Source organism: Promicromonospora sp. NPDC059942 (assembly GCF_042731755.1).
GTDB lineage: Bacteria > Actinomycetota > Actinomycetes > Actinomycetales > Cellulomonadaceae > Promicromonospora.
On record NZ_JBHWLR010000007.1, the window covers coordinates 140,755 to 163,356 of the forward strand.

General features: G+C 72.2%; 14 protein-coding genes. 6 read left to right on the forward strand and 8 right to left on the reverse strand.

Annotated features, from left to right (window positions below; translation table 11 throughout):
• Window positions 1-18: 18 nt before the first annotated feature.
• Window positions 19-3,291, reverse strand: coding sequence for an SNF2-related protein (locus ACFV9Q_RS13525; RefSeq protein WP_377234829.1), 3,273 nt, complete (start codon window positions 3,289-3,291; stop codon window positions 19-21).
• Between the two features lie 95 nt (window positions 3,292-3,386).
• On the opposite strand from ACFV9Q_RS13525, the gene ACFV9Q_RS13530 reads away from it, so the two are divergent.
• On the forward strand, window positions 3,387-4,196 hold the full coding sequence (locus ACFV9Q_RS13530; RefSeq protein WP_377234830.1) for a hypothetical protein: 810 nt from the start codon (window positions 3,387-3,389) through the stop codon (window positions 4,194-4,196).
• Between the two features lie 8 nt (window positions 4,197-4,204).
• Here the strand turns inward: ACFV9Q_RS13530 and ACFV9Q_RS13535 are convergent, their stop codons facing one another.
• Window positions 4,205-4,540 (reverse strand): hypothetical protein, encoded by a 336-nt coding sequence (locus ACFV9Q_RS13535; protein WP_377227332.1) that lies wholly within the window; start codon window positions 4,538-4,540, stop codon window positions 4,205-4,207.
• Window positions 4,541-4,714: 174 nt separating this feature from the next.
• Window positions 4,715-6,016 carry an MFS transporter gene (locus ACFV9Q_RS13540; protein ID WP_377234831.1) on the reverse strand — a complete coding sequence of 434 codons (1,302 nt, stop codon included), beginning with the start codon at window positions 6,014-6,016 and terminating at the stop codon, window positions 4,715-4,717.
• Between the two features lie 126 nt (window positions 6,017-6,142).
• Here ACFV9Q_RS13540 and ACFV9Q_RS13545 point away from each other — a divergent pair, with 126 nt between their 5' ends.
• Window positions 6,143-8,584 carry an esterase-like activity of phytase family protein gene (locus ACFV9Q_RS13545; protein WP_377234832.1) on the forward strand — a complete coding sequence of 814 codons (2,442 nt, stop codon included), beginning with the start codon at window positions 6,143-6,145 and terminating at the stop codon, window positions 8,582-8,584.
• Between the two features lie 93 nt (window positions 8,585-8,677).
• Here ACFV9Q_RS13545 and ACFV9Q_RS13550 read toward each other — a convergent pair whose 3' ends face one another.
• Together ACFV9Q_RS13550 and ACFV9Q_RS13555 are read right to left on the reverse strand one after the other, a co-directional pair.
• Window positions 8,678-10,117, reverse strand: a complete 1,440-nt coding sequence (locus tag ACFV9Q_RS13550; protein ID WP_377234833.1) for an alpha-amylase family protein — start codon at window positions 10,115-10,117, stop codon at window positions 8,678-8,680.
• Between the two features lie 155 nt (window positions 10,118-10,272).
• Window positions 10,273-10,461, reverse strand: coding sequence for a PspC domain-containing protein (locus ACFV9Q_RS13555; protein WP_285100509.1), 189 nt, complete (start codon window positions 10,459-10,461; stop codon window positions 10,273-10,275).
• Between the two features lie 171 nt (window positions 10,462-10,632).
• Here ACFV9Q_RS13555 and ACFV9Q_RS13560 point away from each other — a divergent pair, with 171 nt between their 5' ends.
• Window positions 10,633-12,138 carry a hypothetical protein gene (locus tag ACFV9Q_RS13560; RefSeq protein ID WP_377234834.1) on the forward strand — a complete coding sequence of 502 codons (1,506 nt, stop codon included), beginning with the start codon at window positions 10,633-10,635 and terminating at the stop codon, window positions 12,136-12,138.
• 12 nt (window positions 12,139-12,150) lie between these two features.
• Here ACFV9Q_RS13560 and ACFV9Q_RS13565 read toward each other — a convergent pair whose 3' ends face one another.
• The gene (locus tag ACFV9Q_RS13565; RefSeq protein ID WP_377227327.1) at window positions 12,151-12,348 is read right to left on the reverse strand and encodes a PspC domain-containing protein; all 198 of its coding nucleotides are present in this window, start codon (window positions 12,346-12,348) and stop codon (window positions 12,151-12,153) included.
• Window positions 12,349-12,552: 204 nt separating this feature from the next.
• On the opposite strand from ACFV9Q_RS13565, the gene ACFV9Q_RS13570 reads away from it, so the two are divergent.
• The gene (locus tag ACFV9Q_RS13570) at window positions 12,553-14,919 is read left to right on the forward strand and encodes a hypothetical protein (RefSeq protein ID WP_377234835.1); all 2,367 of its coding nucleotides are present in this window, start codon (window positions 12,553-12,555) and stop codon (window positions 14,917-14,919) included.
• A 65-nt stretch (window positions 14,920-14,984) separates the two neighbouring features.
• Here the strand turns inward: ACFV9Q_RS13570 and hrpA are convergent, their stop codons facing one another.
• Together hrpA and ACFV9Q_RS13580 are read right to left on the reverse strand one after the other, a co-directional pair.
• Window positions 14,985-19,649, reverse strand: coding sequence for an ATP-dependent RNA helicase HrpA (gene hrpA, locus ACFV9Q_RS13575; RefSeq protein WP_377234836.1), 4,665 nt, complete (start codon window positions 19,647-19,649; stop codon window positions 14,985-14,987).
• Window positions 19,650-19,699: 50 nt separating this feature from the next.
• Window positions 19,700-21,286: a glycoside hydrolase family 76 protein gene (locus ACFV9Q_RS13580; protein WP_377234837.1), complete on the reverse strand. Its 1,587-nt coding sequence runs from the start codon at window positions 21,284-21,286 to the stop codon at window positions 19,700-19,702.
• 265 nt (window positions 21,287-21,551) lie between these two features.
• On the opposite strand from ACFV9Q_RS13580, the gene ACFV9Q_RS13585 reads away from it, so the two are divergent.
• Entirely contained in the window at window positions 21,552-21,986 is a 435-nt protein-coding gene (locus ACFV9Q_RS13585; RefSeq protein WP_377234838.1) for a hypothetical protein, read from the forward strand.
• Window positions 21,983-22,570 (forward strand): hypothetical protein, encoded by a 588-nt coding sequence (locus tag ACFV9Q_RS13590; RefSeq protein ID WP_377234839.1) that lies wholly within the window; start codon window positions 21,983-21,985, stop codon window positions 22,568-22,570. Before ACFV9Q_RS13585 ends, ACFV9Q_RS13590 begins: the two co-directional genes overlap by 4 nt.
• Window positions 22,571-22,602: the final 32 nt, after the last annotated feature.

Consider the following 22,602-nt stretch of genomic DNA (forward strand, 5'->3'; position numbering starts at 1 on the left):
GGGACAGGGCACCAGGGCTCAGCCCTCCAGCAGCCCCCGGATGTCCTCCGCTCCCAGCGCCCCCGCGAACGCGCCCGCGTCGTCGCTCAGCACCGCGTCGAACAGCCGGGCCTTGCGCTCCTTGAGCGCCATCACCTTGTCCTCGATCGTGTTCTCGGACACCAGCCGGAACACCATCACGTTCTGCGTCTGCCCGATGCGGTGCGTCCGGTCGATCGCCTGCGCTTCCGTCGCCGGGTTCCACCACGGGTCGAGGAGATAGACGTAGTCGGCCTCGGTCAGGTTGAGCCCGAACCCCCCGGCCTTGAGGCTGATCAGGAACACCGGTGCCGAACCCTCCTTGAACCGGCCGATCACCTCCGGCCTCCGCCGCGTGGACCCGTCCAGGTACTCGTACGGGATCCCTAGCTCCTGGCACAGCTCGGCCGCCTTGGTCAGGAACGACGTGAACTGGGAGAACACCAGCGCGCGGTGCCCCTCTGCCGCGACCTCCGCCAGCTGCTCCGCGAGCAGGTCCAGCTTGGCCGACCCGACACCCTCGTACTCCGGGTCCACCAGCGAGGCGTCCAGCGCCAGGCGCCGCAGGGTGGTCAGCGCGCGGAACACCGCCACCCGGTTCTCGTCGAAGCTGTCCAGCAGACCCAGCAGGCGGGACCGTTCGCGCTGCAGGTGGGTGTCGTAGATCCGGCGGTGCCGGGGGTCGAGGGTGACGCGGAGCACCTGCTCCTGCCGTTCGGGCAGCTCGGGCGCCACCTGGCCCTTGGTCCGGCGCAGCATGAGCGGCTTGATCCGACGGCGGAGCCGGTTCAGCAGCGGCCCGGAGTCGCCCTCGCCCGCGACCGGCTTGACGTAGTCCTCCCGGAACTTCATCGCCGACCCGTAGAGCCCCGGCGCGACGATCGCGAGCATCGCCCACAGCTCCATGAGGTTGTTCTCCATGGGCGTGCCGGTGATGGCCAGCTTGAACGGCGTCCGCAGGCGGCGCGCGGACTCGTTGGCGCGCGTCTGGTGGTTCTTCGCGAACTGCGCCTCGTCAAGGATCAGGCCGCTCCATTCGACCTCGGCGAACGCGTCGAAGTCCAGCCGGAAGATCGCGTACGACGTCACGACGATGTCGGCCCCCGCGGCGACGTCCGCCACCGAGGTGCCCGCCTTCCGCGCGGTCGTCGGGAGTGTCACCACCTTGAGGTCCGGGGTGAAGCGCGCGGCCTCGGCGGCCCAGTTGCTCACCACCGAGGCCGGCGCGATCACGAGGAACGGCGGGCGGGCGCCCTCCTGGCGGGCCTGGGCGACGAAGGCGAGGGTCTGGATGGTCTTGCCCAGTCCCATGTCGTCGGCGAGGATCCCGCCGAGCCCGTGCCGCCACAGGAAGGTGAGCCACTCGAAACCGTGCTGCTGGTACGGCCGCAGCTCGGCCTTGAGGCCGACGGGTGGCGGCAGCGGCTCGGGCCCGTCGACGCCGTCGGCGGTCAGCGCGACCAGGTCGCTCACCGAGCGCCGCCACCGGTCGGACTGCTCGACGACGTCGGCGACGTCCTCCAGCTCGGCCCACAGGCCGGCGTTGAACCGGCTGATCCGCAGCTTGCCCGGCTGGTCGGAGAGCCGTTGCGCCTCCTCGATCAGGGCCCGGAGCTGCGCGAACACCGGCAGGTCGGTACGCAGCCAGGTGCCGTCGGTCAGCATGAACCGCTTCTGGTTGCGGGCCAGCGCGTCGAACAGCGACCCGAACGGGATCTCGCGCCCGTTGACCGTGACCGTGACACCCAGCTCGAACCAGTCCATGTCGCCGCTGTCGGTGGCGCGCATGCTGACGACGGGTGCGGCCTCCAGGCCGTGGTACTCGGGCAGCTCGTCGCTCTCCACCCGGACGTCCGGCAGGGCGCGGAGCGCGGGCAGCGCCGTGGTGGCGAAGTCCATCGCCTGCAGCCCGCGGAACACCTCGGGCGCCACCCGGAAGTGGCCGAAGCCGGGCACCTCGCGCACCGCGGCGACGGCCCGGCCGAGGGTCGCGGCCTCTGCCGCGAGATCGCGCAGGTCGGAGCCCGGTTCCAGCGCCGTGGTCAGCGGGTACTCCTTGTCTGACGGCGGATACGCCCACCGCCACGTCACCCGGACCTCTGCCGCCGAGACCGCCTCGACGGACACGACGAGCTCTGGACGGGGAAGCTCCGGCAGCTCGACGCCGGCGTCCGCCCGGACCCGCACCTCACGGCGCAGGAGCGGCAGGTAGTCCGCGAGGAACTCGTCGACCGCGTCGGCGGGGATCGCGACGTCGGCCAGGTGGACCGCGGCGCGCTCCTGGTCGGTGAGCAGCGCCGCGGTCGGGCCGAGGGTGATGGTGCGGCCCGAGGAGGACTCCTCCACCGCGAACAGGCCGTGATGGCCGAGCGGGCCGACCGAGGACGTGCCCGTGACCACGCCGTCGAAGGCGACGGTCCGCTCGAGGCGCGCGCCGCCGTCGGGCAGCGAGAGGTCCAGCGCGACGGACGCCTCGTGGGCCAGGCGCACCGACTCGCGCCTCGACTTGCCGACGAGCTCGATCCCGAGCTCGGCGGCGTCGGCGAGGTGGTGCCAGAACGGGCGAGGCAGCACGTCGTCCAGGCTGATCCAGTCGCCCGTGCTGAGGTACCCGTAGCCGCGCGGGCTCGTCGCGCGGAGGGCGTCGAGCGTGGTGAACCACTCCCGGACGGCGGGGTCGACGCCGCGGAGGAAGCCGTTGCGGATATAGCTCCACGAGGCGTTGCCGCCGACCCAGGCTCCGCGGTCGTTGCGCTGCACCGGCCGCATCGACAGGGAGAGGGTGTGTGCGGCGGCGGAGCCGTCGATCCGCAGCTGCAACGCCAGCGTCGTCTCGGTGTCGGCCGTCGGACCGGCCGGCGGGGTCGCCGGAGCCGTGGGCACGAGCTGCTGGACGACCGCCTTCCACTCCGGCACCTGCGGGGCCCGGTTCAGCGACGAGGCGGGCCGGACCATCGAGGCCAGACCGTCCGTCCCGGACTCGAGGAGCGTCGCCGCCACGTGCTTGCAGGCGGACCGGACCGGGCAGGTGCAGTCCGAGCCGACGACGACCGGCGGGCCGGGCGGGTCCGCCTTGAACTCGATGGAGCACGAATACGTGCTGCGGCCGCTGCCGCGCACCCAGGAGATGAGCAGCAGGTCGTCCGGCAGCCATTCCCACGAGATGACCCGGCCTTGCTGCTGGTAATCCTCGCCGCGCTGGAACGCGCCGCTGCCCACCAGCAGCCTGATGGCTGCGGGGAGGACGCGAGGAGCGGGGATCGGCGTGGGCACCCGTCCATGGTTCCACGGCGTGCGGACCGTCAGGCCGAGTTATCCACAGCGTGCCGCACATCACGAGTGTCGGTGGTCTCTGCGATGGTGTCCCCATGAACCAGTTGCCCGACGCCGGCCGCCGGCCCGCCGCGCTCAGCATCCTCGCCCTCGCCGCAGGGGCGTGGACGGCCGTGCCGCTGCGCCTGGTGATCCCCGGCACCGAGCTCGACCTCGGGTTCACCCTGAACAACGCGGTCTTCGTCGTGGAGAACGCGGCGACGGCCGGAACGGTCCTGCTGGCGCTGGGATCGGCGGCGCTCCGCGCCCGGCGGCTCCTGATCGGCGCCGTGGTCGTGGTCGGCGTGCACCTGCTGCTCCAGGTCGGCACGGCGGTCGTGCAGCTCGTGCTCGGCGCCCGCCCCGACCTGCTCCTGGGCACCCTGGCGGAGATCTTCGTGCTGCTCGTCGTCGGAACGGGGGCGCTGCTCGCCCTGCTCGTCCCCGACCCGCGGTCGGCTCGCCGCGCCGGCGTGGTCGTCGTCCTGGTGGGGGCGGTCATCCACACCCTGTGGACGAGCGTGCTGCTCCCGGTCGTGTCGATGCTGTCCTTCGGCGGTCTGCCGCCGGGGATGATCGGATCCCTGCTCCTGAGCACCGCGATCGGCCTGCTCGTCGTCGCGGCCGCCGTGCTGTGCGGCTGGGCGGCGCCGACGACGCGGCGCATCGGTGCGCTGCTGGCGGCGGTGGTCGCCGTGCTCGGCCTCCTGGCCGCTGCCGGCTCCTTCGAGATGCTCGGCGTCGGCTATGCCGGGGTGCAGATCCTGCAGGGGGTGCTGACACTGGCCGCCGTACCGTGCGCCGTCGTCGCGGCCCGGCGCCTGGCGGTGGCCGTTACCCCTGATCCGGCCACCGTCAAGACATAGAACGTGTACTACTTCGCGGAGCTGGCTCGAATCTCTTCCAGCGCCACGACCTCGAGGATCTGCTTGACGATGATCGGGCCGACCGACTCCCACGAGAGCATCTCGGCGATCACCATGTACGACAGGTCGTCCCCGGTGAAGCAGCCGCCGCGGTGCAGTGCGTTGAGCAGCCGGTGCTTGGGCCAGGTCAGGTCGTCGAGCCGCTCGACCCGCCGCACTGCGGGGTAGAGCCGGCCGACGGGGAGCGGCTTGAGCCGCGTCACCGCGGCGTCGGCCAGGCGGGTGACGCCGACATCGGTCTTGTTGTCGACCTTGCCGACGTACCAGGCGTCGTCTTCGGCCATGACCTCACGAAACCAGGGGAAAACCTCTCCCCAGGTTGGCGTCGGTGTGACGGCGGGTGCGTCGGACATGAACTAGAACCTCCAGTCCCTGTAGGTAACTAGTCTCAATCCTTGCACCGTTCGACCGGCAAAACAGGCATGTTCGCCCCAAAAGACCGGACCTCATCCATAAATTCACCCGCTTACCGGTTGCCGCACCAGCGCCGCCGTGCGAGTGCCACGCATCCCGAACAGGAGCGCCGCCGCGACGTACCCCACGGAGAGGGCGACGAAGAGGCCGGGCGACCAGCCGGCGTCCGGCACCAGGAAGGCCGCGAGGGCCGCCGCTCCCACGAACGCGGCGTTGTACAGCACGTCGTAGAAGGCGAACGCGCGGCCGCGATAGGCGTCCTCGGAGTCGCGCTGCACGATCGTGTCGACCGCGATCTTGGCGCCCTGCGCCGCGAGGCCCAGCAGCCCGGCGGCCGTGACCACCGTGGCGAAGCCCGGTTCGGGCACCAGGATGAGCTGCGAGACGCCCGCGACCAGGAGCATCACGGCGATCCAGGACTGCGGGGCCATGCGCCGGGCCAGCACGGCGGTGAGCAGGATCGCGAGCCCGCCACCGATGCCGGTCGCGGCGATCACGGTCGCGAAGGTCGCGAGACCGGCGGTCGGGTCGTCGGGGTCGGCCAGCAGGTTGCGGGACATCAGGATCGACGCGATGAACACCACCCCGTACAGGAAGCGGTGCAGCGCCATGACGAGCAGCGCCTGGCCGGGGGTGCGGCGTGCGGCGAGGTAGCGGGCGCCGTCCACCAGACCGCGGACGACCAGCGCCAGCTCGTTGCGGATCGAGCCGGCGGCGGGTTCCTCCGGACCCAGCAGCGTGCGCGACATGCGCAGCCCCAGCAGCGAGGCGCACCCCATGACGACGCACGCGCAGGCCAGCGCGGTGGCGTCGTGCACCCGGCCGGACGGCATCGCGAGGCTCAGCACGAAGCTCAGGCCGCCTCCGAGGAAGGCCGCCCCCGCGCCGAGTGTCGGGGTGAGGGCGTTGGCCGTGAGCAGCAGGTCGCCCTGGACCACGCGCGGCAGGCCAGCAGAGAGGCCGGCGAGCAGGAACCGGTTGACGCTCAGGGCGGCGAGGCCCAGCACGTAGATCGCCGGCGTGACGCCCTGGGTGAGCATGAGCACCGCCATCGTTCCGGTGATCAGCACACGCACCGCGTTGCCGAACACCAGGACCTGACGCCGCTGCCACCGGTCCAGGAACACCCCGGCGAACGGGCCCACGATCGTGAACGGCGCCAGCATCACCGCGAACGCGCCCGCGATCGCGGAGGCGGACCCCTGCGACTCCGGGCTGAAGAACAGAAGGTTCGCGAGCCCCACCTGGAACATGCCGTCGCCGGCCTGGGACACGAGGCGCACCGCGAACAGCTTGCGGAACCCGGGAAGGCGCAGCAGCGCACGTAGCTCGGCAAGGACGGTCACGCCATCGAGCCTATCCGCGCGGGTCGGGTACCACCCGGCCCGGGCGACCGGAAGTTCACCTGCGGGACACCCCGGGGCCAGCCCGCGGTCCTCCCACCGACACCAGATCGCGCGACGGTGCCGAGCGTGTCTCCTCACCGCCGCCATGCGGCCTTCATCGCTTCCGGCGCGGTTCTCGCGCTCGGTCTGAGCACGTTCCCGGCCTTCGCCGCCGGCCAGCATGTCCCGACCGGATCGACCGGATCGTTCGGCGGGACCAGCGCACGCGAGACGTTCCACCGCCTCGCCACCTACCCCGTCTTCGAGAACGTCCCCGCGGGCACGGACCCGGCCGACGCGACGGTCGCCGAGATCTCCGCGGTCAGCGAGGACGGCCGGACCCTCGTCCACACCGACGCCGCCGCGCGCCGCATCGGCTTCGTCGACATCAGCGACCCCGCGAAGCCGCGGGGGCTGGGCACCCTGTCGCTCGCCGAGCTCGGCTCGGAGCACGACGAGCCGACCTCCGTCGCGATCGTCGGCGACCACGTGCTCGTCGTCGTCGACAGCTCGACGTCGTTCACCGCGCCGTCCGGCCGCCTCGACGTCGTCGACCTCGCGACGCGCACCCTGGTGCGCTCGATCGACCTGGGCGGCCAGCCCGACTCGATCGCCGTCACGCACGACGGCGCCCACGCCGTCATCGCGATGGAGAACCAGCGCGACGAGGACGCGCCGCCCGACACGGGCGAGGGCGAGGAGGGCGACCTCCCGCAGGCTCCCGCCGGGTTCCTGCAGTTCGTCGACCTGCCGGGCACCGACCCCGCGGCCTGGCAGGTCCGGCCGGTCGCGCTCGACGAGGCGGCGCTCGCGGCCGCGGGCCTGGACACCCCGCAGGACCCGGAGCCCGAGTACGTCTCGATCAACCCGTCCGACACCAGGGTCGCGGTGACGCTGCAGGAGAACAACGGCGTCGCCGTGCTGGACGTCGAGTCCGGCGAGCTGGAGAACGTGTTCTCCGCGGGGTCCGTCGCGCTGGAGGGCGTGGACGCCGAGGACGACGGGGCGATCGACCAGACCGGTTCCGTCGAGGCGGCCCCGCGCGAGCCCGACGCGATCGGCTGGATCGACGACGAGCACGTCGCCACCGCGAACGAGGGCGACTGGAAGGGCGGCACGCGCGGCTGGACGGTCTTCGAGGCCGCGACCGGCGACGTCGTCTGGGACGCGGGGTCCTCGGTGGAGGAGCTCGCCGTCCGCGTCGGCCTGCACAACGAGGACCGCGCCGGCAAGAAGGGCGTGGAGATGGAGGGCCTTGCGGTCGCGACGCTCGACGGCGTCCGCTACGCGTTCGTCGGCTCGGAGCGGTCCAACTTCGTGGCCGTGTACGACGTGTCGCGCCCGGCGAAGCCGCGGTTCGTGCAGGTGCTGGCCACGACGAACGGCCCGGAGGGGATCCTGCCGGTCCCGTCGCGGAACCTGCTCGTCGTCTCCTCCGAGGAGGACGCGGCCGAGGACGGCGTCCGGGCCTCGGTCTCGCTGTTCGGCAAGGGTCAGCGATACGCCCGGGCGGCCGGTCCGGCTCTGCTCGATGCCGCGGCTTTGCGGGGCTCGCAAGCTCACTCCTCAGCCGCGGGCTTCCCGACGATCGTCTCGGCCGACGCCAGGACAGCGGCGGGCACGAAGAAGCCGATCGGCTGGACCGCCCTCGGCGCGCTCTCGGCCGACCCGGCCGAGCGCGACCGCCTGTGGACCGTGACCGACGCCGCGAAGTCGCCGACGTCGATCCTCTCCGTCTCGACCGCGGGCTCGCGCGGTTCGAAGAACGGCCCCGCCGCGATCGACCGCGAGATCGTCGTCACGGAGAACGGCGAGCCGGTGGGCCTGGACGCCGAGGGCATCTGGGCACGACCGTCGGTCCGCGGTAAGTCGGGCGGGTTCTGGCTCGGCGTCGAGGGCGCGACCGGTCCGGAGAACGCGCTGGTGCGCGTCTCGGCGTCGGGCCGCGTACAGGAGCGCGTCAGCCTGCCTGCCGACGTCGCCGCCGGCCTCGGCAAGTGGGGCATCGAGGGCGTGACCGGCACCGTGGACCGCGACGGCGAGCACCTGTTCGTCGCGCTCCAGCGGGGCCTGACCACCGACGACGGTGTGGGCGGCTACGCCCGCATCGGTCGCTACGACGTCGGGACGGGGGAGTGGACCTGGTTCGGCTACGAGCTGTCCGATCCGTCCGCCGACGGCGACTGGGTGGGCCTGTCCGAGATCACCGTCGTGGACCGCGACACCCTCGCCGTGATCGAGCGCGACAAGCTCAACGGGCCCGCGGCGAAGCTCAAGGCCGTGTACACGGTGGACCTGCCGAAGCGTGACCCACGGCCGGGGACGGTGCCGGTGCTGCGCAAGAAGCTCGCGATCGACGTCCTGCCCGCGCTCCGGGCCACCAACGGCTGGACGCAGGAGAAGCTCGAGGGCCTCACGATCGGCGGGGACGGCCGCGTGTACGCGATCACCGACAACGACGGCGTGCAGGACGCGACCGGCGAGACGGTGTTCCTCGACCTGGGCAGCGCCCGCAAGTTCTTCCGCTGAGCCCCGATTGCTGAGTGCTGGGCATTCGTCCTTCTGGCACAGCAAAAAGGGCGAATACCCAGCACTCAGCGATCGTCGTTGTGTGGGTGCGGGTCAGCCGCGCGCGCCCACGTGGATCGCCAGGGCGCCGTACGCCGGGACCGAGGCGGTGAACCAGCCGTTGCCGTCCACGGTGCGCTTCACCGAGCAGTTCGATGCGGCGACGACGTCGCAGTACGTGCCGGCGGGGAGCGAGGTCTGGAACGAGCGCTGCACGGCCGACGCGGTGTTGTTCAGCACCACGTAGCCCTTGGTGCCGCGGCCGTAGGAGACGAGGTTGCCGCCGTCGTCCCACCAGTTGGTGACCTCGGTGCCGGACACCTCGTTGTGGAAGCCGACCATGCCGCGGATCTCCGTCCAGCGCTGCGTGCAGGTCCACCGCCCGGAACCACAGGTCGCGTCGGGGACCGTGGTGTCGGTGGCGCCGGGCGCCCCGGCGTCGTTGTTCGAGAACTCGTAGCCCGAGTAGACCGACGGCGAGCCGTACGGCCACGACAGCAGGAACGTGTTTGCCAGGACGTACTTGGCGCCCCACTTGTAGTTCATCGACTCGCCGTTGCGCTCCGTGTCGTGGTTGTCCACGAACACGCCCGCGCGGTCGTACGGCAGCTTGCCGTCGCCGATGAACCGCAGGTTCTTGATCTGCCCGTCGAAGTCGGACTTGAGCTGGCGCGCGTAGTTGAACTCGTGCGAGTCGCCGCTGCCCAGGTACTCCGACGGCTGGATCGGCTCGCCGGCGCCGCCGATCACCTCGTGCACCCAGAACACGTTCGGGTTGCCCATCCGGGCCTTGATCGCCGCGAGGTCGGACGCCGGGATGTGCTTCGCGGCGTCGATCCGGAACCCGTCGACGCCGAGGGACACCAGGTCGTCGAAGTACGCGGCCAGCCGGCCGCGCACGTAGTCGGAGCCGGTGCGCAGGTCCTGGAGCGAGACCAGGCGGCAGTTCTGCACCTGGTAGCGGTCGGAGTAGTCCGCGATGTTGCTGCGGCAGTCGTTGAAGTCGGCCGCGCTGTACGTCCCGGCGAAGTTGTCGTCCGAGAACTGCGTGCCCGCCACACCGGTGCCGGACTGGCCGGCGCCCGCCATGTGGTTCACGACGGCGTCCGCGATCACGCCGACCCCGGCGGCGTCGCACGCGGCGACCATGCTCGCGAACTCGGCGCGGGTGCCCAGCTTGGACTCGATCTTGTAGCTCACGGGCTGGTACGACGTCCACCACTGCGAGCCGCGGATGTGCTCCATCGGCGGGGAGACCTGCACGTAGCCGAACCCGGCGGGCCCGACGACGTCCCTGCACTCCGCGGCGACGGAGTCCCAGGTCCACTGGAACATGTTCAGGATGACGTCCCCGTCGCCGTGCTCCGGGGTCGCTGCCCGGGCCGGCTCGGCGGCGGGTGTGGCGGCGCTCGCGACCAGGCCCAGCGTGAGCGCGGTGGCGAACGTCGTCAGGGTGGCTAGCAGGCGGCGGGGCACGTTCGGATGACGCGTCATGGCGGCTCCTTGCGGCGTCGTCCCGGCTGAGGCGCATGCGGCGTTGCACGGCCGTTTCCGGATCTTGCTGCAAGCCTTGCAGAAACGTGCGACGACACGCCAGAGGCCCGGGTGAAAAACCCGGGCCTGGCGTGTCGGGGGAGACGGGAGCGGGGTCAGTCCTCGTTCGGCATGAGGATCCAGAACGCGATGTACGCGAGGAACTGGGGCCCCGGGATGAAGATCGAGGCGACGGCGAGGACCCGGACGAGCGTCGGGTCCCAGCCGAAACGGCGGGCGATGCCGGCGCAGACACCGGCGATCATGCGCCCCTGGCGCGGACGGGAAAGTGTCTGTGTGGTCATGTCTTCGACGGTACGTGGGGCCCGGGCCGCCGGGTATCCGGTGATCCCCCGGACCGTCCCTGAACCGGCCCTGGGAATCGTCGGGGTGAAGTTCCGCCGGGCCTGAGGGTGGCAGAACGCGTCACGCGTACGCTGGCACCCGGTCGTGGCGGTCCACCGGGGAGGTCAGCGTTGGGGTACGTCCAACGGACGCCGGCGTGGGCCGGCCCCCTGGGTGCGAAGGACCGGACGACCTACTGGGGCGTGGTCCCGCTGCGGCCGGAGGGGCCGGATCGCAGTCTCCCGCCGCACCCGGACGACGTCCCGCCCGCCGGTACCTTCGGGGACTGGTACGACGTCGCGTGCGGGTACCTCTGGCGTGCGGAGCAGGTGGACCTGTCGCTGGCCCGCCTGTGCGCCGGCGGCCTCCTGGTGCTCCTCCAGCTCGTCGGCCTGCTGCCCCTCGTGCAGCTCGCCGCCTCGGCGCTGCCGGGGCTGTCGGTGGCGGCTCCCGCCCCGTGGGCGGCGCTCGCGGGCGCGATCCTGCTCGCCGTCGTCTGGACCGGCTGGGCCGTGTACCGGCGCCGGTGGAACCGGGCCTGGGTGCTGCGCAAGGCCTGGTCGTGGGCGATCGACGACCCCCGGGTGCTGGCCCTGCCCGCGCGTCCGCTCGCCCCGGGCGAGGAGCGTGACGTCGACACGGACCCGGAGATGGCTCATCCGTACCGGGCGCGGTCGCACGTCTGGATCGAGGACCGTCCGTTCGCCGCGCTGATGGTCGGCGGCGCGTTCACCGACCGGGTGCGCAGGAGAGAGGTTGCCCGCCTGTACCTGCTGGTGGTGGTCCCCTTCATGGCGACGGTCGGTGTCGCGATCGCCGGGGGACAGCTCTGGTGGGAGCCGGGCCCCGGGCAGTACGTCGTGCTGATCGTCGCCTGGCTGCTCGCGCTGCTGCCTCCTGTGGTCGGGGCGTTCGTCCGCTTCTTCCGGCGGATCTCCCTCTCCTCGGCCCTTGCCCGGGCGGAGACGGAGGAGCGGCACCGCTGGATGGGCTGGCAGCAGCTCCACGGGGTGGTGGGTTCGGACGCGCCGGCTCGGGAGGACGGTCTCGGTGGGTCGACGAGGCCGCGGGACGCGCGCCGTCGTCCGCCCGTGAGCCCGCGCGCCCTGCGCGCGGACGAGAAAGGGGCGCGGACGGTCGTCATCTTCGGTGCCGCACTCGGCTTCGGGATCTTCGGCCTGGTGGCGGTGCTCGCCGCGCTGACCGAGCCCGGCAAGGCGCTCACGTTCGCGGGCGGCCTCGCGCTCGTCGCGCTGGTCTGCGGGGCCCTGGTGCTGTGGCACCGGTCGGGGCGGCAGCCCGTCGGACGGGCGGGCGGCGGCTTCGTGGTCCGGGTCGAGGTCCCGGACCTCTCTCCCGTACTGATGACCACCGCTGTGCCGCAGGGGGACGCGACCCTGACCTTCTCGGACGGCCGTGCCCACCTGTTCCCTCTGGTGGGTGACGTCCTGGAGGTGGAGGTGCCCGTGAAGGCGCTGATCAGCGGTGTCGGTGTGCAGATGCGCGACGGGAAGCAGTGGTTCGTGCTGCCCGACGACAGCCAGGTGGCCGTCACGTGCTCCGACTACGTCGGCCTGCGGGACGCGGCGGCCGACGCCGGGATCGCCGTGGTGCTGCCCGGCCCGCAGCCGCTCTGACCCCGCCCGGCGTCAGGCTGCCTGGCGCTCGTTCGGGATGACGGCCCAGCAGATGAGGTAGGCGAGGAACTGCGGGCCCGGGATGAGGACCGAGGCGACGGCGACGACCCGTACCACGGTGGGGTTCCAGTCGAATCGGCGGGCGATGCCGGCGCAGACGCCGCCGATCATGCGGCCCTGACGGGGACGGTAGATGGTCTGTGTGCTCATGTTCTCGACGGTACGTGCGCCGCGGGGACGGCGGCATCCGGGCTGCCCCGGAGATCGCCCCTGATCGAGGGTCGGGTGTCCCTGAGAACGGGCACGGGTGATTTTCCTCGAAACGGTCCGGTCGGGCTTCCGGCGACGCCTAGTCTTGGCCCGCTCGATCGACGACCGGAGGCCGTGGTGGTTGTTGCTGTTCCTGTCTTTCCCATGAGGCTCCGGCGGGCGGCGGTACGTGCCGCAGCGGCCTTCGCCGGTGGTGCGCTTGTCGCGTCCTCGGTACTGGTTCCTGCTGTCCCCGCCATCGCATCGGCGGCGGACCTGCTGGCGCTCTCCGGCGTCACGGTGGGCGGACAGGCTTGCGGGGCGGACCCGGTAACCGTCGTCCGCGACCGCCAGGGCTCCGACCTGCTGCCGTTCACCGCCGAACTCGACGTCGAGCCCTATGCGGGGGTCAGCCGTGTGATGGTGGTCGCCCTCGACGCACTCGACGACGTCGTCGCCACCCTCACGTACGAGACCTACGACAAGGTCGTGGACGGGTCACTCGGTGCGGACGTCCTCACCGACAACGCCGTCAACACGCTGCGGGTCAGCGTGCTGGCCGACGACGGTACGAACGGCCCGGCAGTCGAGTGCACGTTCCTGTTCCGCCACGGTCCCCTCGCCCAGCTGTCGATCGTCCCGGTACTCGGTGCCGAGACCGTCTACACCTCCTGGCGCGCCCGGGGAGGCGTGGGCGTGCCTGGTGCGTTCGCGGTCGTCGCACCCCGGTCCCCGGACACCGTCGCCTTCGCGTACGGCTACACCGCGGAGGTCACCGCGGAGCCTGCGGTCTGGACCACCGTGCCCGCGACGCAGCACGCCGTCATCCCGTTCGTCCCGACAGCCGCGGGAAAGCAGGTGATCAAGGTGGCCGAGGTCGACGAGACGGGTCTCGTCGGCGTAGCGACCAACCAGGAGGTCGTCGTCGCGCGCCCGGACAACGCCAACGCGGTCCCGCCTGCCGTCACCGCTCGGAAGCTCACGGACACCGACCCGGCCGACGACCTGGTGACGGTCCGCCTCACCCTCACGGACGATCTCGTGGCGGTGGCGGGGCAGGCAGTGCTGTACGACGGTGCCACTGAGCTCGGTCGGACGACGTTCGACACACGCGTCAAGGACGTGGTGTTGCGGCGGAGCCAGATCGGCCCCGGCCATCGCGATCTCCGTGTCGAGTACGAGCAGTTCGCCGGCGCTCCGACCGTGACGACAACGCTGCGGGTCTGCGTCGCATCGTGCCCGTTCACCGGTGGGTCTGCCACGGTCCGGGCGACCTGGTCGTCGGGAACCAGCTCCGATCCCGGCTACAGCAGCTCCTACGAGGCAGTGGCCCAGGGCTTCAGCCCGGCACCGGCGTCCTACACGTATCAGTGGCTCCGGAACGGTGCAGCCATCAAGAACGCGACGAGCAAGCAGTATCTGAGCTCACCGGCCGACATCGGACACAGCATCTCCGTCCGCATCACGGCACAGGGGCCCACCATGAGCCCGCGTTCGGTCACCTCGACACCGTTCACGGTCAAGCCACGCGACACGATGCACGTCAACTACGACCTCAGCCCCGTCGGCTCCTCGTTGTCGAGCAGCTACTGCTACTGCACCGCCAGTGACGGCCAGAGCACTGGCCGGGCGGGCATGGGAAGGTCGGCGCAGGCTCTGGTCGCCTTCCCGTCGTCGGAGTCGTACACGACAGGTCTCGTGCCGCCGACCAGTGCCGAGAGCGAGATGCCGGCGGTCTTCTGGTTCGAGACGGAGGGTTACGTCCAGGATCGGGGATGGGTCGGTCCGAAGTCCAAGAACGGTATCTACTACGTCGGCAGCGTTGGGGAGCAGCGCCGTCTCGAGGCCTTCCGGATCACGCCCGGAGGACCGCACGCTCCGTTCTACGACGTCTGGTACCGCGCGTACGTGCCGAAGTTCGGATGGCTCGGCTGGGCCAAGAACGGCGAGGCGGCGGGTACCACCGGACTTGGCTACGGCATCGAGGACGTCCAGATCCGGGTGCTGCCCAAGGGCAAGGCACCGACGGCGTCCGGCACCGGGAACGCGCCCTTCTACGACAAGGCGACCCAGAACCAGGTCACCGTCCAGCCCTACCTGCGGCCGGCGGGCTGGAAGTCCGTCGTCCACGGCGGCTCGACCGCCGGGCTCACCAGCACATCGCAGCGCCTGAACGCCGTGCGCGTCGACGTCAACGGCCAGAGGTACTCGGGCGGTGTCCAGGTGTCGGCGAAGGTCGAGGGCGACGGCTGGCGGTCCTGGGTGGGCGACACCAAGGTCGCGGGGACGTACCACCGGACCGACCGCACGTCCGCGTACCGGATGCGGCTCACCGGCGAGATGGCCAAGCAGTACGACATCTACTACCGCGTCCACGTGGCCGGCACCGGCTGGCTCGGCTGGGCGAAGAACGGCGCGGGCGCCGGCACCGAGTCGTACAAGTACCGCAACACTGCCGTGCAGGTGGTGCTCGTCAAGAAGGGCGAGCGCCCGCTGATGAGCGGCTACGGCCGGGCGGCCTACAGGCGCTGAGTGCTGGACGACGGAGGGGCGGGGTGCGGACAGCCGCACCCCGCCCCTCCGCCGTCGCGCCGGCCTTACCAGCCGCCGGGCGCCAGCACTTTCCGGATCCGCTTCTCGCTGACCGGGCCGTCCGTGCCGAGCTGCTGCGCGAACAGCGAGACGCGCAGCTCCTCCAGCATCCAGCGCACCTCGGCGAGCTCGGCGGCGCGTGCGGCGTCGGGGGCGCCCGCCGCGTACGTGGCCTGCGCCTTCTCGTAGGCGGCGGTCACGTCGCCGATCCGCCAGGCGAGGTCCGAGTCGCGCGCCGGGTTCTCCGTCGCCTTCGTCAGCCGGTGCGAGTCCGCCCGCAGGTAGCGCGCCAGGTGCGGCAGCCGCCGCGGCGGCGTCGCCGACACGAACCCGTCGTGGATCAGGCTCGCGCGGTGCTCGCGGAGGTCCTGCAGCGTGTTGAGCAGCGCGAGGCTGCCCGACGCGCGGACCTCCGCCTCGAGCGTCCGGCTCGCCGACAGCGCGGCGACGACGTGCCCGACGACGCGGTGCACCTCGTCCTCCAGGTGCTTCCGCACGAACGCGAGCGCGTCCCCGTAAGCCGCCGCCGACCGCACGGTTGCCGCGTCGATCCCGCCCGGCGGCGTGTCGTACCGCGCCTCGTCCGTTGCCGACGTCAGCGAGACGACGGCCGCCAGCTGCAGGTCCGCCACGAGTGCCTCGGTGCTCGGGTACGGCGACGCCGCGAGCGTCAGCGACTGCGTCCCGGTCCACCGCGACGTGATCCGCCCGGTCCCGAGCGCAGCCTCCGACACCAGCAGCCGTCGCACGCCGGCCGCGTGCGCACTGGCCTGAGCGTTCTCGTCGGCCAGGATCCGCAAGGCCACGCCAACACTGCGCGCCTGCCCCTTCACCTTGGGCGCGACCTCCTCGACGAGCGCCGGGAACCCCCGCACCACGACCCCGGCCCCCACATCGGTAGCCACGGACCCAGGCAACACCCCGCCGTCGGGCAGCCCACCAGGCCAGGTAGTCAGCCCACTCTGCTCCCCGACAACACTCCCACCAGCAAGCCCGTCAACACCAACACCCCCGTTACCCACCCCACCGCGGGGACCGCGTCCACCCACCACAGAAGGCGACGCCCCTACGGAGGGCGCGGAAGACGAAGACCCCCGCGCGGACGTATCCCTTCCCGAAGTGGAGGGCCCCCTGGGGCCCGTGAACGCGTCCGCGCGGGGGTCTTCGCCTTCCGCGCCCGCCCCGACCGAAGCAGCACCAGCACCGCCAGCAACAGCAGCAGCCCGAGCCTCAGCCAGAGCACGCCCCACAGCACCCTTCACAGCCGAACGCACAGCCGCTTCAGCACGCCCAGCCAACTTCCGCTGCAGCAGCACCAGGTCCTTCGACTCGTCCAGCACCACGGCGGACGCCGACCGCCCCCGCCCGCGCTCCTCGACGACCCGGAACGTGACCCGGAGGTGCCGCGGCAGCCGCGAGACCCGCTCGTCGTCCCACACCTCGGCCGGCACCACGACGTCGCGCAGCGCGCGCACCGCCCGGGTGAACGCCGCGGTGTACGGCTCGGCCATGTCGCCGGCCCGCGCGATGTCCTCCCAGGCCGGGGCCTCGGCGCGCAGCCAGGCGACGACGTCGCGCGCCACGTCGGGCGCCGGAACCAGCTCGCGCCGCACGGTCTTGGGCAGCGACTTGATGGTGGCGACCGTCAGCTCCTCGAGGAGCCCCGGCACCATCCAGTCGAACCCGTCCGGCACGACGCGGGCGAGCACTGCCACGGGGATGTGCACGGTGACGCCGTCGGCGTCGGACCCGGGCTGGAACTGGTAGGTGAGCGGCAGGGAGAGCTCGCCCTGCGGCCACGTCTCGGGGAACTGGGCGGTGTCCACGGAGGCGTCGCCGACGAGCTGCTCCATGGTGAAGGTGAGCAGGTCCGGCGTCTCCTTGCGCGCCTGCGACCACCAGCGGTCGAAGTGCGCCGCGGACACGACCGAGTCGGGGACGCGCTCGTCGTAGAAGGCGAAGAGGTCGTCCTCGTCCGCGACGAGGCCGCGCTGCCGGGAGCGGGCCTCGAGCTCGCCCGCCTCCTCCAGGAGCGCACGGTTGTCGTGGAAGAACCGGTGGTGCGTGGTCCACTCGCCCTGCACGAGCGCGTGCCGCACGAACATCTCGCGCGCCGCCTCGGGGTCGACCTTCGCCCAGAGCACGCGGCGGTCGGACACGATGGGCACCCCGTACAGCAGCACCTTCTCCGTGCACATCGCGGCGCCCTGCTTGCTGGACCAGTGCGGGTCGGAGTAGGTGCGCTTCGCCAGCGGCCCGGCGAGCTCCTCGGCCCACTCCGGCTGGACCCGGGCGACGTCGCGCGCCCACAGGCGGCTGGTCTCCACGAGCTCGCCCGCCATGATCCACACGGGCGGCTTCTTGGACAGCGGCGACCCGGGGAAGATCGCGAACCGCGCCCCACGGGCGCCGATGTACTCGTTGCGGGCCTGCTTCTTCGCGCGCTTCAGCGCGATCTCGCGCTGGGCCCCGCGCAGGTGCGCGACGGCGGAGGCCTTGACCTCCCCGGTGTCCTGCATGCCGAGCTGCGACAGGAGCCCGGCCAGCAGCGACCGGTGGATCGTGTCGTCGTCCCAGGTCTGCCGGTACGACGTCGGCTCGGGCTCGGCGTCGTCCTGCACAGGTACCGGACGCTCGGCGCCGGCGGGACGCCGGTGCTTCGGCTGGAACGACATCTCTATGCCCAGGGGCTTGGCCATCTCGCGGAGCTGTGCCACGACGTCCTGCCACTCGCGGATGCGCAGAAAGTTGAGGTACTCGGCCTTGCACTGGCGCCGGAACGCGGAGCTGGACAGCAGGTGCTGCTGCTCCCGCACGTACTCCCAGAGGTTGAGGTAGGTGAGGAAGTCGGAGCGGGGGTCGGCGAACCGGGCGTGCAGCTGGTCGGCCTGCGCGCGCTGCTCGGCGGGGCGCTCGCGGGGGTCCTGGATCGACAGCGCGGCCGCCACGATGGCGACCTCGCGGGCGACGCCGTGCTTCGAGCCCTCGATGACCATGCGCGCCAGGCGCGGGTCCATCGGGAGCTGCGCGAGCGTGCGGCCCACCTCGGTGAGCCGCGTGACGCCGTCGACCTCCTCCAGCGCGCCCAGCTCGGTGAGGAGCTGCACGCCGTCGCGGATCGCGCGCGTGTCCGGCGGTTCGACGAAGGGGAACCGGGCGACGTCGTCGGGCGTGCTGACCACGCCGACCGAGATCATCTGCAGCAGCACCGACGCCAGCGAGGTGCGCAGGATCTCGGGCTCGGTGAACTCGGGCCGCCCGTCGAAGTCCTCCTGCGAGTAGAGGCGGATCGCGATGCCGTCGGCCACCCGGCCGGAGCGGCCGCTGCGCTGGTTGGCGGAGGCCTGCGACACCGGCTCGATCGGCAGCCGCTGCACCTTGGTCTGCTTGGAGTAGCGGCTGATGCGCGCGGTGCCGGGGTCCACGACGTAGTGGATGCCCGGGACGGTCAGCGACGTCTCGGCGACGTTCGTGGCCAGCACGATGCGCCGCGAGGCGTGCTGCTGGAAGACGCGGTGCTGCTCCGCGCTCGACAGCCGCGCATACAGCGGCAGGATCTCGACGTGCTGCGGGTGCTTCGGGTCGCGGGCGCGTTCCTTGAGGTGGCCGGCGAGGCCGTCGGCGGCGTCGTGGATCTCACGCTCGCCGGAGAGGAAGACGAGGATGTCGCCGCTGCCCTCCCGCATCAGCTCGTCGCAGGCATCGATGATGCCGGTGACCAGGTCCTTCTCCTCGTCGCCGCGCGCCTTGCCCTTCTTCTTCGGGCCGCCCTGGTCGCGGCCCGACGACGCCGGCCGGTCGCCGTCCGTACCCGTCTCGCCCTCGTCCGGCGAGAGCGGCCGGTACCGGATCTCGACCGGGAACGTGCGGCCGGAGACCTCGACTATCGGGGCGAGGTCCGGCAGCACGTCGGTGACGTACTCGGGCGCGCCGCCCCGCCCGGCCAGGGCCGCGGGGGAGAAGTGGCCGGCGAACCGCTCGGAGTCGATGGTGGCCGACGTGATGATCAGCTTGAGGTCGGGCCGCTGGGGCAGCAGCCGCGACAGGTAGCCGAGCAGGAAGTCGATGTTGAGGGACCGCTCGTGCGCCTCGTCGATGATGATCGTGTCGTAGGCGAGCAGCTGCGGGTCGCGCTGGATCTGGGCGAGCAGGATGCCGTCGGTCATGACCTTGACCAGCGTCTCGTCGCTGGACTGGTCGGTGAACCGGACCTGGTAGCCGACCACGCCGCCGAGCTGGGTGCCGAGCTCCTCGGCGATGCGCTCCGCGACGGTGCGCGCGGCCAGGCGGCGGGGCTGGGTGTGGCCGATCTGGCCCGTCCGGCCGCGCCCCAGCTCCAGCGCGATCTTGGGGATCTGCGTCGTCTTGCCCGAGCCGGTCTCGCCGGCGACGATCACGACCTGGTTGTCCCGGATCGCCGCGGCGATGTCCTCGCGCCGGGCCGAGACGGGCAGCTGCGCCGGGTAGGTGATGGGCGGCATCTCGACGGCGGCGCGCTTGGCGGCCGCCGCCTCGAGCTGTGCGGTGGTGACGCGCTGCGGCCCGGAGCGGCGCGGGCGGCGGCCCTGGTTGTCCGACCGCCTGCCCGAGCCGCGCCGACGGTTCCGCCCTCCGCCCGGGCGACCGCGATCGCCGTCGGACACGGGGGAGGAGGAAGGCTCGGTACTCACAACCCCCCATTCTCCCAGGAACGGCAAGATGATTTGCCGCGCGGTCCGCTCTAGCCGGCCTCCGCCGCGTTCAGCAGGTCCAGCGCGCCCTGCTGGCAGCCGTGTCCCGTCGCGGGCCGCACGAGCGGCCCGGCCCAGTGCGGGCCGTACATGCCGAGCGCGTCGCGGTCGTTCCCGTACGCCGCGTCGGCCTGCCGGTCGAGGTAGGCGCCGTACGGTCGGTCGGCCAGGTAGGCGTTGAGCTTGCCCAGGCCGCGCACGTAGGCGCCCTTGAACGAGGCGCCGTCGCTGTTGCAGTCGTCGCCCTCGTTCACCTCGCGGAGGATCCCGCCGGGGTTGAGGTACGAGGACGTGGTCGAGGCGTCGGCCAGGTCCCGGGCGGTCTCCAGCAGCGCCGCGTCACCGGTGGCCCGGTGCAGCTCGGCCAGGGCGCCGAGGATCACGCCCTGGTTGTACGTCCAGGTGGGCTGGCCGTTGTTGGCGCACGAGTCGTTCAGCCCGTCGTTGACCAGGTGGCCCGAGTTGATCATCCCGCTGTCCCGGAACCACTCCCACCCCTCCACCGCTCGCTGGCGGTAGGTGGTGTCGCCCGGGATGCGGTTGTGCAGCGCCGCGTTGAGCTGGACGTACAGCTCGTTGGTGATGGCGTTCTTGTAGGCGATGCCGGTGTTCCACTGCACGCCGCCGCCGCACTTGTCGGTCCAGTAGGCGCGCATGTGGTCGGCGTCGGCGCGGGCGGTGCTCAGGTACCGGCTGTCGCCGGTCAGGTCGTACGCGGCGACCCAGGCGAGGCCCCACCAGCCGGTGTCGTCCAGGTACTCGTTGCGGAACTGGCCGTCGCGCGCGTTCACGTTCTTGTCGTAGGTCTGCGCGATCGCGTACCGGTAGCTGTTCATCCCACTGATCCGGGCGTTGTCGACGACGGCGGTCAGCGCGTTGGCGCCCGTCCACCAGCCGTTGGTCTCGAACAGGCCCGTGTTCCGGTCCCAGAGCATCATCAACGCGGTGGCGGCCTGCGTCGACCGGCTCCACGCGTTGCGGTCGTTGCGGGCCCAGGCCGTGCAGGCGATCTCGGCCCGGTCGCCCGCCTTGCCGCAGACGCGCAGCGCGCCGACGCCGGTGTTGTTCCAGTCGTCGACGTTGTACATCTGCGTGCGCCAGCCCGTGGAGCCGCCCGGGACGGTCGTGGCGCCGAGCCGGCTGCCGGACGCCCAGGTCTTTCCGCCGTCGAACGAGCGGTCCAGCCAGACCTCGTCGCCCGGCTGGCCGCCCTCGACCGAGCCCCAGCCCATGACGTCGGGGTCCGAGACGTGCAGCCGGAGGGTCCGACCGTGGATGGTGGCGGTCACGGGCACCCGGTCGCCGGTCGCGGACCCGGGGTCCCTGGCGTCGCAGTAGATGTCGCAGATCACGGCCAGAGCCGTCGGGGCGGCTTGCGCCGCGGGCACGGCCGTGGCCGCGGACGCCGCCGCGGCGTCGGCCTGGGCCGGGGGAGCGGCGGCGAACGGCACCGCCAGCAGGCCTACGGCGGCGAATGCCGCGGCGAGCCCGCCGGCCCGTCGCCCGGGACGTGCGCCGGGGTGTCTCCTGATGCGTCGGTGCGGGCGGTGCGAGGGCGTCTCTGACAGCGTTGTCATCGGTTCTCCCTGTGCTCGTACTTCGTCCGTCGATGGAGAGTGGAGCAGTGCGAACGCGGCCCGCGGGCCGCGGCCCGACCAGACTCACGGCAATTGCGTGATCAGTCAACAGTCCCCGGTCGTCACGATGGGGATCGCTCCCCATGTTGCCCCGGTCGCCCGCCGCCTAGGCTGCCGAAAATCCCTGTGACATGCGGGGACGCCGGAGAGGGAGCTGGATGGCTGAGCAGCGCAGGGTCGATGTCGGCACGGCGGAGGGCATCCGATGAGCCCGGAGACCATCGCCCGCTCGGTCCAGCGGTTGAACGCCGCGGGAGTCGGCTGGCCCACGACGCGGCGCGTCGCCATCACGGTGCGGCTGGCCGGGCTCGCCGACGTCATCGCGCTCGGCGAGGCGGTGGTGCATGGGCCGGCGGCGACCCGTGCCGCCGTCGGGGACGTGCTGCGCACGGTGGGCCAGGAGTCCGACCCGGCCGCCGCGCTCCGCGAGATCGCCAAGGTCCAGCGTGTGCTGTCGGTGATGGGGCCGCCCGCGCCGGCGCGGCTCGAGCCCGCGCCCCCGCGGCCCGAGGCGGGAGCCGGTACCGAGGAACCGGCCGAGACCCCTGCCCGAGACGAGCCCCCGGGGCCACGCCCCCTGCCGGTCCGCCCGGTGCGTACGACCGACCAGGCGCCGTCCTCCGCCGAAGGGCCGGCGTGAGCCTCAGCGACCTCGTCGACCTGTGCGAGAGCCGGATCGACGAGCTGAGCCGGCGGCGCCAGGGCTTCGAGCACCTCGACGTCCCGGAGTACGTCGAGATCCTGGTCGGCGACCTGCGCGCCGCGGCGTCCGACTGGGAGGTGGCCGCCGGCCACCTGCCCGGCGGGAGCCCCGCGGAGGTCCGCGGCCGCGCGCGGGCCGTCCGGGACGCCGCGACGGGCCTGCGGACCATGGGCACCGCCCTGCGCGGCCGCCCCGCCGTGGTCGCCGGGACACACGGCCTCGACGCCGTGGCCGACACCTTCGACGGGTACGCGGCGGCCCTGGAGTCCGGCCGGACGCTCCACACCACCGGCGTCGCGCGGCTGCGTGTCGCCCGGCACCTGGCCGGAGGGCTCTCCTCGGTCAGCGGGAGCGCCCGACCCGACGAGGTCGACGCGCTGTCCCGGTCGGCCCTCGCCGTCGTCGACGCCGCGTGCGCCGGGTACGCCGCCTGCCGGGACGCCTACCAGGCCGTGCTGGACGCCGAGGAGGTGCTGCGCCGAGCCCTCGCCCACCTGCCGGGCGCCCAGGTCACGCGGTGACGTGGGCTCCGGGCAGCAGAGGCGGCGCGGCC

What these genes read in the sequence shown, in the direction of transcription:
- ACFV9Q_RS13550 (WP_377234833.1), bottom strand. Translation starts at nt 10,117, where the DNA reads ATGACGCGTCATCCGAACGTGCCCCGCCGCCTGCTAGCCACCCTGACG.
- ACFV9Q_RS13570 (WP_377234835.1), top strand. Translation starts at nt 12,553, where the DNA reads ATGAGGCTCCGGCGGGCGGCGGTACGTGCCGCAGCGGCCTTCGCCGGT.
- ACFV9Q_RS13580 (WP_377234837.1), bottom strand. Translation starts at nt 21,286, where the DNA reads ATGACAACGCTGTCAGAGACGCCCTCGCACCGCCCGCACCGACGCATC.
- ACFV9Q_RS13585 (WP_377234838.1), top strand. Translation starts at nt 21,552, where the DNA reads ATGAGCCCGGAGACCATCGCCCGCTCGGTCCAGCGGTTGAACGCCGCG.
- ACFV9Q_RS13555 (WP_285100509.1), bottom strand. Translation starts at nt 10,461, where the DNA reads ATGACCACACAGACACTTTCCCGTCCGCGCCAGGGGCGCATGATCGCC.
- ACFV9Q_RS13565 (WP_377227327.1), bottom strand. Translation starts at nt 12,348, where the DNA reads ATGAGCACACAGACCATCTACCGTCCCCGTCAGGGCCGCATGATCGGC.
- ACFV9Q_RS13535 (WP_377227332.1), bottom strand. Translation starts at nt 4,540, where the DNA reads ATGGCCGAAGACGACGCCTGGTACGTCGGCAAGGTCGACAACAAGACC.
- ACFV9Q_RS13530 (WP_377234830.1), top strand. Translation starts at nt 3,387, where the DNA reads ATGAACCAGTTGCCCGACGCCGGCCGCCGGCCCGCCGCGCTCAGCATC.